At 52.8% G+C, this 9559-nt stretch carries 10 protein-coding genes; 5 read left to right on the top strand and 5 right to left on the bottom strand.

Going from position 1 to position 9559, the window contains the following annotated elements; all coding sequences use genetic code 11:
• The first annotated feature begins 92 nt into the window (after positions 1 to 92).
• Both HJG54_RS19770 and HJG54_RS19765 read left to right on the top strand, forming a co-directional pair.
• Positions 93 to 1988: a DUF3685 domain-containing protein gene (locus tag HJG54_RS19770; RefSeq protein ID WP_316430867.1), complete on the top strand. Its 1896-nt coding sequence runs from the start codon at positions 93 to 95 to the stop codon at positions 1986 to 1988.
• Positions 1989 to 2173: 185 nt separating this feature from the next.
• Entirely contained in the window at positions 2174 to 2773 is a 600-nt protein-coding gene (locus HJG54_RS19765; RefSeq protein ID WP_316430866.1) for a thylakoid membrane photosystem I accumulation factor, read from the top strand.
• Between the two features lie 114 nt (positions 2774 to 2887).
• On the opposite strand, the gene HJG54_RS19760 is transcribed toward HJG54_RS19765, so the two are convergent.
• Positions 2888 to 3040: a hypothetical protein gene (locus HJG54_RS19760; RefSeq protein ID WP_316430865.1), complete on the bottom strand. Its 153-nt coding sequence runs from the start codon at positions 3038 to 3040 to the stop codon at positions 2888 to 2890.
• Positions 3041 to 3053: 13 nt separating this feature from the next.
• A complete protein-coding gene (gene petN, locus HJG54_RS19755) occupies positions 3054 to 3143 on the bottom strand; it encodes a cytochrome b6-f complex subunit PetN (RefSeq protein ID WP_072009703.1) in 90 nt (29 codons plus the stop codon).
• 246 nt (positions 3144 to 3389) lie between these two features.
• Between petN and HJG54_RS19750 the strand changes: the two genes are divergently transcribed.
• Together HJG54_RS19750 and HJG54_RS19745 are read left to right on the top strand one after the other, a co-directional pair.
• Positions 3390 to 4385 carry a TonB family protein gene (locus HJG54_RS19750; RefSeq protein ID WP_316430864.1) on the top strand — a complete coding sequence of 332 codons (996 nt, stop codon included), beginning with the start codon at positions 3390 to 3392 and terminating at the stop codon, positions 4383 to 4385.
• 95 nt (positions 4386 to 4480) lie between these two features.
• Entirely contained in the window at positions 4481 to 4975 is a 495-nt protein-coding gene (locus HJG54_RS19745; protein ID WP_316430863.1) for a hypothetical protein, read from the top strand.
• Between the two features lie 84 nt (positions 4976 to 5059).
• On the opposite strand, the gene HJG54_RS19740 is transcribed toward HJG54_RS19745, so the two are convergent.
• On the bottom strand, positions 5060 to 6586 hold the full coding sequence (locus tag HJG54_RS19740) for a YifB family Mg chelatase-like AAA ATPase (protein ID WP_316430862.1): 1527 nt from the start codon (positions 6584 to 6586) through the stop codon (positions 5060 to 5062).
• Between the two features lie 534 nt (positions 6587 to 7120).
• Between HJG54_RS19740 and HJG54_RS19735 the strand changes: the two genes are divergently transcribed.
• Positions 7121 to 7423: an RNA recognition motif domain-containing protein gene (locus HJG54_RS19735; protein WP_316430861.1), complete on the top strand. Its 303-nt coding sequence runs from the start codon at positions 7121 to 7123 to the stop codon at positions 7421 to 7423.
• Positions 7424 to 7610: 187 nt separating this feature from the next.
• On the opposite strand, the gene HJG54_RS19730 is transcribed toward HJG54_RS19735, so the two are convergent.
• A complete protein-coding gene (locus tag HJG54_RS19730) occupies positions 7611 to 8045 on the bottom strand; it encodes a hypothetical protein (RefSeq protein WP_316430860.1) in 435 nt (144 codons plus the stop codon).
• Positions 8046 to 8178: 133 nt separating this feature from the next.
• Positions 8179 to 9522, bottom strand: coding sequence for a 3-phosphoshikimate 1-carboxyvinyltransferase (gene aroA, locus HJG54_RS19725; protein ID WP_316430858.1), 1344 nt, complete (start codon positions 9520 to 9522; stop codon positions 8179 to 8181).
• Positions 9523 to 9559 lie beyond the last annotated feature (37 nt).

The following is a 9559-nucleotide window of genomic DNA, read 5'->3' as shown; positions in this document are numbered from 1 at the left end:
TTTTGTAAGATTTGCGGCGGAAGGGCAGCCGTTATCCTACTATGGTGAGTCAAGAGGCATTGATTGCCATTCTCATCTGCCTGTAGACCACCATGAGCTTTTCCCGTCCCCCCGCATCGCTGATCCGGTTGCTGCTAGTCGATGAAGATCCGGTTTTTCGATTAGGAATGGGGGTGCTGTTACAGCAGTATGGGGATCTAGTGCTAGTCGCTGAGGCCGAGGACGGAGAAACGGCCCTGCAAATCCTGGATCACCAGTTTTCGCCCTCGCTCGATCCAGAAGCACCGACGGATGAAACGCCACCCCCGGCTAACCTAGTAGCGCTAGATATTGGGATTGGACGTTCAAATCCTCAGCAAATACAAGGCTTGGCCCTGTGTCGCCTGCTCAAATCGCGCTATCCCAATTTGCCGATTCTCTGTCTAGGTACCGCTTCAGAGCCGGTCATTTTGGCCGCTGCCTACCAATCGGGAGCCGATGGCTACTGCTCTAAGGGGGCTGACCCGACTGAACTAATTGCTGCCATTCGTCGAGTAGCTGCGGGCCAATCCGTTTGGCTGCAAGCCCCTGGCCAAGATCGCTCCTTGGTTCCACCTCCAGTGGTCCAGCCTCCAGGACAGCGTGCCCCTGCCCCTCTAGCCACGGTGCGGCGTCAGCTCCGGTTGCAAGGAATTCAACAAATTGAAGCCACTCTAGCCGACGTGAATGCCGAACTGCGCAGTGACGATTTGTCATTGTTAGACCGGGCCATTTTAGCTGGACGCCAGCGAGAGCTACGAGCCGCCCGCTGGTTAGTAAATCGGCTACTTGCCACACCCCGCCTGGAAGCCTTGCCGCCAACTCCCCAATCAAGCCCAGACCGAACGGCCAACCGCTCCAGAAGCAATAATGCCCCTGCTCCTTCCGGCTCTCCCCTATCTCCCTTATCTCCCTCATCACCCCCATCACCCTCATCACCCTCTCCCACCCCCCCTTCTCCCAACGCCATCGTTCCTGCCCCTGAAACCGCAATTGTTGATGTTCAGAGTGTGCAGTCGCTGGTCTTCGATGCGGTGCTAGCCAAGCTGCAAACTGGGCTAATCAATCAAACCGAGCAGCCGCTAGAGATTGACATTTTGCAAGAAGACAAAAAACGCGATCTGTTCTACTTGGTGCTGCGAAAGCTGGAAGAAATCTTGAGTGAGCTGCGATACTCCCAAGTCACGCCAGATCAGCTCCCTTCAAAGCGCCCAACAATTTTGCTGGATCTGTGGCAAGCGGCGCTGCTAGATTTTTTTGGTCGCTATTACACCGTGTATCTGAACGGCAGGGAGATCGAAGTGGTGGATGTGCTGCTGCAAGATGCGGTTGCGGTAGAGTCCGCTATTTTAAGCAAAATTCCTGGCGTCACCGAGTTATTGCAGCATTTGCTATTTCAAGCCCCCCTAGAGGTAAATAGTGTGCCCTATCCAACGGGCAATCCCGAATCTTTGATGCGAGCCGAGCAGCTTCTGGAAAATCTGCTGATTCAAATCGCCAATGCGGTGATGCAGCCGCTGCTGAATCGCTTCGCCAATGTGGAAGTGATCAAGCAAAACTTCTATGACCGTCGTCTGCTCTCGAGTCGAGAAATCGAGCGGTTTCGCAACAGTCTTTCCTGGAAGTATCGCGTTGATCGCGTCTTTCGTGAGCCAAAACAGATTTTTGAAAGCCAGTATCAGCTTCTAACCCTGACCGGACGCGGCATCAAGCAGACATCGATCTACAAACCTCGTACTGAAGAACTAGCTAGCCTGACCGGCCTGCCCTATTTAGTAACGCTAACCCTAGAGGCCCACGATGCGATTGCGCCTCCTCTCAGAACGGCGGTTTCCTTTGTTGGTAATGGTTTTGTCTATGTTCTGACAGAAATTATTGGCCGAGGCATTGGTCTGATTGGGCGCGGTGTTCTCAAGGGATTAGGCAATGTCTGGCAAGATCCTGCCAAGCGGGACCGTCCGTTTCGTTGAGTTCTGAGTCACCAAGTCCAAGGAAAATCTAGCAAACTGTTGAGCAGCCGATTGGACTTTGGTGAAGTTGTGTTTCACAATGTCATATGGCAGTTTGCAGAGTAAGTTCGATGAATTGGCGGATGAATTGGCGATCGTCTTGGGTTTCCGTTTGGTCTTTCGGCTGGTCTTCTGTGGCTCACAGGATGCAGTGGATACGAGCATTGGCCTTGAGGCAGCGAGTGGGCCGGTTGCTGAGCTGGGTGTTAGTGCTGGTGCTGTGGCTGGGATGGAGCGCGCCGCCGGCCTATGCCACTCTAAATGACGATCACTTTGACGGCAACATTTTCCCGCTCTATGCTGGCAACGGCTCGCTCGTGCCGCCTAAAGTCACCTTGGCAGAGGCGCTCAAGCGCAATCGCCCAGTCCTGCTGTTCTTTTATGTTGATGACAGCAGCGATTGTAAGCAATTTGTCTCGGTCATTTCGCGCTTAGATGCCTTCTATGGCTGGGCGGCGGATTTTATCCCTATCAGCGTCGATATGATTCCGGTTAAAGCCAGCTACGCTCCCACCGAACCCGGCCACTACTACAAAGGCTTTGTTCCGCAAACAGTCATCCTCGATGCTAGTGGCAAGGTCGTACTCGACGCTAAAGGAAACGTTGCCTACGAGGAAATTGACGATGTTCTGCGGGACGTGTTTGACTTGCTGCCTCGCTCTGAATCTGTTGAACTACGTCGCCGCACAGTGAACGAAGTCACGACTGAACTAGTAGAGCAAGGCACGAAGGCCAGCAAGAAGTAAGGCCATCGCCCTTGCTTTACCTTCAACAAACAAAAAGCAGCGGCATCAAGCCCCTGCTTAGTTTCGGTTCTCTAAATCTTCAATCTGACGTGAAAGTTGAAATTGCAATTAGATTCAGCGCCCACGCTTTTCCCGCTTTTCCCGATCGATGCGGCGTCGATCTCGCCATTCTATCGTCGTGAGGTAGGCTACACCAGCCGTTACTGCAACCAGTAGCCCTAACGCAAGAGACGCCAAAATCGTCAAAAGTGTCGCTTCGGAAATCATAGTTCAGCGTTTTTTAGAGGCCATTGCGACCCCAAACTACTAAGGCAATCGAGAAAGTAAACACAGTGAGTAGCGCTACCCAACCCAGCGTCAAAATATCCATATTGCTCGTTTAAAACAGTCATGATTAGATTGTTACAAATTTAATCATAATCCAAAGCGGTAAAGGTTTTTGAGAGCTGGGTTGGTTTCCCTATACTTGTTTCAATGTTAAATTCTAAGCGTTGAATTGCAGCCCGTTCGCCCAGACTACCAGACTCGGATTGCCGCATCTATCGTTTTCCTGTTGGTGCTTCACTAGTTCTTCACCCGCTTCTATGATGTGTTGCAAGTGCTTAGTTCACCCCCGATGAGTCTGCTCCAAACCTATCGCTCCCAAGCTGCTGCCCGCCAAACCCGTCGGTTGTTAGGCTATTTAGCCCTAGCAGTCACTGTTCATGCAGTTGGAGCCGTGGGGCTAGCAATTTGGCAGTCCCAAGAGTGGTTAAATTCCCGATCGACGTCGGATGCCATCCCCATCGAGTTTGTAGCCATTGAGCCAGACCCCCAACCTGCACAGCCACCGGCCTCAACCAAACGCCGTGCTCAAACCAATTCCACTGCCGGCGGCAATCCCAACCCCAATCTGTCTGTACAAGCCGGTAATTCTCAACCCAAGGCCCAATCCCAATCCAATCCTCAACCCAGTCCTCAACCCAAGGCCCAACCCAAGGCCCAATCCAATCCTCAACCCAAGCCTCAGCCAGTTACCCCACCAATACCGCCAGTACCACCAATATCACCAACAGCTGCCCTATCCGGTGCACCCCAGCCAGCCCCCATCCGCTCAGCTCCTCCATCTGTGCTAGCTTCTCCCTCCCCCCAATCCCCATCTCGTCTTTCTACTCCCTCGCCTCTCCCCTCTGCCTCGCCTTTCCCCTCTCCCACTGCTACCTCTCCCACTGCTACCTCGCTAGGCTCCCCCATTAGCCGTGACATCGCGCTCGAAGGTGGATCGGAACCATTCAATTCCAACCGAGCTGCAGCTAACTCAGGAGTAGATGCGACTCAAGACGTGATCTGGGGCCGTTATTTGGATACGCTGAACCGCACCATTGATCAGAATTGGCAGCGCGTTGCGGTGGAGGCCACTCGGCGTACCAAAATTCAATTTCGCGTCGATCGACAGGGACAGTTGCGCGATCTCCAAATTGTGCAATCTTCAGGTGACACGCTGGCAGATCAGGCGGCCCTAGAAGCCATTCGCGCCGCCGCTCCCTTTGCGCCCTTGCCTCAGAATGCCGCCGAAGAGGTGCTGATTGTTAACTTCACCTTTACCCAGTGGTTGACGCCAGCATCCCCCTGACGCTCAGCTGCAATGATAGTTCACGTTTGATTGAGGATGTTTCCGCTAAGCTCGAAATAGAGGAAAGCATTCATATTTCATCCATACATAGAACAATGGCTGCAATTACAAATACTGTCTCTTTGCGCCCGATGTGGCGCACTGCTGTGCTGGCAACCCTAGCCTTCTGGCTGAGCGGTAGCTTGCTGTTGGACTTGGTGATTATGCCAACCCTGTATGCTACCGGCATGATGGTCGAACCGGGGTTTGCCACTGCTGGCTACGTCATCTTTGGTGTGTTTAACCGGATTGAGTTGATCTGTGCCGCCCTGATTCTGACGGGTGTGCTGGTGCTGAGCAATACGAATCGAGCCTTGGGGCTGGCGAGCCAATGGATGCTGCCGTTGGCAGTGGGTCTGTTGGGAATTGTCTTAGTCTGCACCTACCAATTGGCTCCCGCAATGAGTGCGTTAGGGCTAGAGCTGAACTGGTTTGAACCCGCTACCGTACCGGCCCTGATGAACCAAATGCATCTGGAGTACTGGCTGCTGGAGTTGATGAAACTTGCAGGCATGGGGCTGCTGCTAGGACAGGTCTATCGCGCCAGCTAGGGTCTAGCTAGATTCTTCAACCTGTCTGCAAATTCGGCAGAATTCTTGAATTTCCAAATCCCTTTGGAAGTTCCAAAGCGGAAGTTACTGCATCCGGTCAATGGTGCGATACTGCACCGCTTCGGCTACATGCTGAGTTTGCAGATGCTCATCTCCAGCTAGATCGGCGATAGTGCACGCCACTTTGAGAATGCGGTCCGTGGCTCTGGCAGAAAGCCCCAGTTTGCGGATGGCGTTCTCTAGCAGCGTCCGGGTTGGGATATCAAGCTGGCACCAGCGATGAATATGGCGGCTCTGCATTTCGGCATTGCAGTGTAGCGAAGTTCCCTGAAAACGCTGGTGTGCTCGTTGGCGAGCCGCTTCTACCCGTTGCCGCACCGAGGCCGAATCTTCGCCGCTACCCTGCTGGGTAATTTCTTCTGGCTTGAGGCGGTTAACGGCCACCTGCAGATCAATTCGGTCCATCAGTGGACCCGATAATTTGGCCCAATACTGCTCTCTCTGACGCGGAGAACAGGTACAAGGTTGAACCGTGTCACCAAAATAGCCACAAGGGCAGGGATTGGTACTTGCCACCAGCATAAACTTAGCCGGGAATGAAGCCGATTGACGGGTGCGAGAAATTGTCACCTGGCCGTCCTCCAACGGCTGCCGCAGAAATTCCAGCACATCCCGTTTGAATTCTGTTAATTCGTCCAAAAAAAGTACCCCCCTATGGGCCAAGGAAATTTCTCCCGGACGCGGAAAGCTGCCGCCCCCTACCAGCGACGGACCAGACGCGGAATGATGGGGACTGCGAAACGGACGCTCGCCTACTAGAGACCCGCGATGCTTTAGCAGTCCTGCCACCGAATGAATCTGCGTTACCTCCAGCGCCTCTTCAAACGTGAGCTGGGGCAAGATTCCCGGCAACCGACGAGCCAGCATGGTTTTACCGCTACCTGGTGGACCGACAAAAATTAGATTGTGACCTCCAGCCGCCGCAATTTCGAGGGCACGACGAGCCTGGGATTGGCCCTTAACATCCTTTAGGTCTAAGCCCTGAAAGCGGGAACGGACCAGTTCTTCCGCGCCATCGATTTGGAGGGGCGAGTAGGAGTCAGGCTGATTCAAAAAATCCGTGACTTCCTGCAATGACTGAAATCCGTAGACCGCTAGCCCTTTGACAACAGCGGCTTCGCGGGCATTATCTGCCGGAACCACCAACCGCTGAATTCCTAACAGTTGAGCCGCCGCCGCAATTGCCAGCACACCGGGTACGGGGCGCAAACTGCCATCCAGAGAAACCTCTCCTAATAGCAGCGTATCGTCCAGCAGGGTAGGACTCACCTGTTCAGAAGCTGCTAGAATCCCGATACTAATCGGTAAATCGAAGCTAGGGCCTTCCTTGCGCAAATCTGCTGGCGTCAGATTGATCACAATCTTGCGCATCGGGACGACATAACCCGCATTCTTCAACGCTGCTTTGACCCGCTCTCGCGATTCCTGCACCTCGGTTCCGGGCAAACCCACCACCACAATCCCTGGTAGTCCACCCGCAATGTCCACTTCTACCCCAACTTTGACAGCATCAATTCCAACAACCGATGCACTCCAAATTCTGGCAAGCATAGGATTCCGCTCGATTTCTGCTGTTGGTAGAGTGCCCGCCCTGATCTGGTGGTTAACACCGGAAGTGCAGAGATAGAATCCCAATCGCAAGCCAGATAGCTCACAGATATCCTTGAAGTACTGCCTCGGTAGATAGCCTCAGGAGTCTAACTCAGCGTTAACTTGAAGGTATATTCTTGATTTCATCATCTAGCTCCTTCCTTCGTTCTTTTATCTAATCTTGAACGAACGATGAGCTGATCTGGTTTTCTGCCTGCGTTTAGTTGAACTCGAAAATCAAGTTCGAGAGTGGAGACCAATGACTAGACCGATAGCCAGAAAATGGCCTAACCCGCTGCATCTCAAGATGAACTATCAACAATTTTCTGCCGCTGTTGATGAAAGGTGTTAGAATGACGAATGAGAAGTTAAGTTATTCGGTTGCAGCGTTTGTTTCTAGCATTAGCGTTTTTTTCACGTTTTGTATTGGCAGGCTCCTCTCCGAAATCTCATCTCTCTACACCCTTTGATCTTTGATTTTGGAGAGTATCCACAATGTCAATTTATATTGGTAACCTGTCCTATGAGGTTACAGAGTCCGATCTGAATTCTGTTTTTGCAGAATACGGTTCCGTTAGGCGTGTTCAGCTTCCAGTTGATCGGGAAACTGGGCGCGTTCGTGGCTTTGGTTTCGTCGAAATGAGTAGCGACACTGAAGAGCAGGCTGCTATTGATGCGCTGGACGGCGCAGAATGGATGGGTCGTGACCTGAAAGTCAATAAGGCCAAGCCTCGTGAGAACAGAGCCAGTTCTTCATTTGGTGGTCAGCACCGGGGCAGTTTTTCTCGCAGCTATTAATTTAGTAGCGTGCTAACTTCGCTCGCCTTTGGGATTGCCTTTGGTTACACGCTGTGCTAGCGTGGTCAACGCTCATGGCAAATAATGGCAAAGTTTAGTTGAAGTTTAGCTTTATCAGGACTTGGGCGCTTTAGCCTAAGTCTTTTTTACTTTCTCGATGCCGTTTGGGGTTGTCCAATATACTTCATCATTCACTGAGAGCGCTATCGGCTTGAGTACTGCAAGCATTGAGGAACGCCATCAGGTCTTTGATAGTCAGCAGAGCCGATTCGTCCCAGCAATCGCTGATATCAACGCCAAACTGCTGCCAGAAGTCGTCGTAGAGATTTAGCTGCCAGTCAAACCAGCAAACTTGCGTCCAGTGCAAATCTTCATCGAGTCGGTCAGTCGGCAATACTCGCCCCAACTCCAGTCCTGAATAGCGAGCCAAATGCACATAGGCAAAATCTGTGACCGTGTAGGTAATGCCAAGCGGCTGGTAAAACGATTGAAACCACTGATTCAGAGAGAGCAGGGGGCGTTGCTGCAGCATTCGGTTGACCTGTCGCCGCACCTTTAGATCCGGACTGAGCGCATCATAAGTTTTGAGGCTAACAACGAGATTTTTGAACCTATGCCACATAGCCGCTTGAGAATTGGGTTGCCGGAGCCTAATCGCGGAACTGTATCTTCTTTCAGTATTCCCACTCAATTTGATTTCTGCGAGGAGTTGAGATTCTCAGCTAGGCTCTGCTCATCTATTTATCCACCCATTCTCAACTCTGACACACTTGCGCTAGCGTCGTCGTGAAGTCTGGGTAGGAAATTGCGGCGGCTTCTGCTCGCTGAATGGTGGTTGTACCGCTGGCGGCAAGAGCAGCGATGGCCAGACTCATAGCAATGCGGTGATCGGTGTGGCTATCAACAGCTGCACCAGTTAGGGGGGCACCGCCGGTAATTTCCAGACCATCGGGGAGTTCGGTTACTTTGGCCCCTAGGCGCGTCAGTTGGGCCGCCATCACTGCTAACCGGTCACTTTCCTTGACTCGCAGTTCGGCGGCATCGCGGATCACGGTTGTGCCCTGGGCCATTGTGGCAGCCACAGCCAGAATCGGAATCTCGTCAATCAGGCGAGGAATCAGATCGCCTTCGATGGTACAGGCTTGTAGTTGGCTGGACCGTACCCGTAAATCGGCTACCGGCTCCCCAGCCACCGTTCGCTCATTTTCGAGGGTTACATCGGCAGACATCCGTGCTAGCGCTTCTAGAATTCCAGTTCGGGTTGGGTTGACGCCCACATTTTCGATCAGTAATTCCGAATCGGGGACAATTGCCGCCGCCACTAACCAGAAGGCAGCCGAACTAATGTCACCCGGCACAATTACGGTTTGGCCATAGAGCTGGGCTGGACCTGTTACCGTAGCGCTGCATGTTTCTGGATCAACGGTGATGTTGGCTCCAAATGCCCGCAGCATCCGTTCACTGTGGTCCCGCGACAGCGCTGGTTCCGTGACCGTTGTTTGGCCTTCGGTCAGCAAGCCGGCCAGCAAAACACAGGATTTCACCTGAGCGGAGGCAATGGGCGAATGAAAGTGAATTGGTTTGAGCGTCTGTCCTTGTACGGCCAACGGCGCATATCCCCCAGCCCGACACCAAATTTCTGCTCCCATCTGCTGCAAGGGATGAATCACCCGCTTCATGGGACGTGACCGTAGTGAGGCATCTCCCGTAACCGTAAAGAAGCGTCGGGGCTGGGAAGCCAACAAGCCCAGCATCAGCCGCATGGTGGTGCCCGAATTGCCCGCATCCAGCACATCAACAGGTTCCTGCAACTGCCCCAACCCAACCCCCTGCACTGTGACCAGTTCCGAATTCAGCTCCGAAATTGTGGCTCCCATCGCCCGAAAGCAAGCCGCCGTACTGCGCGGATCTTCTCCCAACAGCAAGCCTTGAATCTGGGTTTCACCTTGAGCTAATGCACCTAGCATCAGCGCTCGATGGGAAATCGATTTATCGCCCGGAACACGAATCTGACCCTGAACTGCCAAACCTGCAGAGGGCGTGATCGTCAGCAAATCATGATCGTTTGTTGAGTCGAGCGTAATTGTGGAGGTTGCCATTGGGTATAGACTGATGAGTATAGACTGACAAAGGGGA

The organism is Leptolyngbya sp. NK1-12, from assembly GCF_032598965.1.
Lineage (GTDB): Bacteria > Cyanobacteriota > Cyanobacteriia > Elainellales > Elainellaceae > Elainella.
Note: the sequence above shows the minus strand (reverse complement) of the source record. Positions and strands in the feature narration are given on the sequence as shown.

Excerpts from the sequence above, each read along its gene's own strand:
- HJG54_RS19770 (WP_316430867.1), top strand. The coding sequence starts at position 93 with ATGAGCTTTTCCCGTCCCCCCGCATCGCTGATCCGGTTGCTGCTAGTC.
- HJG54_RS19765 (WP_316430866.1), top strand. The coding sequence starts at position 2,174 with ATGCAGTGGATACGAGCATTGGCCTTGAGGCAGCGAGTGGGCCGGTTG.
- HJG54_RS19760 (WP_316430865.1), bottom strand. The coding sequence starts at position 3,040 with ATGATTTCCGAAGCGACACTTTTGACGATTTTGGCGTCTCTTGCGTTA.
- petN (WP_072009703.1), bottom strand. The coding sequence starts at position 3,143 with ATGGATATTTTGACGCTGGGTTGGGTAGCGCTACTCACTGTGTTTACT.
- HJG54_RS19750 (WP_316430864.1), top strand. The coding sequence starts at position 3,390 with ATGAGTCTGCTCCAAACCTATCGCTCCCAAGCTGCTGCCCGCCAAACC.
- HJG54_RS19745 (WP_316430863.1), top strand. The coding sequence starts at position 4,481 with ATGGCTGCAATTACAAATACTGTCTCTTTGCGCCCGATGTGGCGCACT.
- HJG54_RS19740 (WP_316430862.1), bottom strand. The coding sequence starts at position 6,586 with ATGCTTGCCAGAATTTGGAGTGCATCGGTTGTTGGAATTGATGCTGTC.
- HJG54_RS19735 (WP_316430861.1), top strand. The coding sequence starts at position 7,121 with ATGTCAATTTATATTGGTAACCTGTCCTATGAGGTTACAGAGTCCGAT.
- HJG54_RS19730 (WP_316430860.1), bottom strand. The coding sequence starts at position 8,045 with ATGTGGCATAGGTTCAAAAATCTCGTTGTTAGCCTCAAAACTTATGAT.
- aroA (WP_316430858.1), bottom strand. The coding sequence starts at position 9,522 with ATGGCAACCTCCACAATTACGCTCGACTCAACAAACGATCATGATTTG.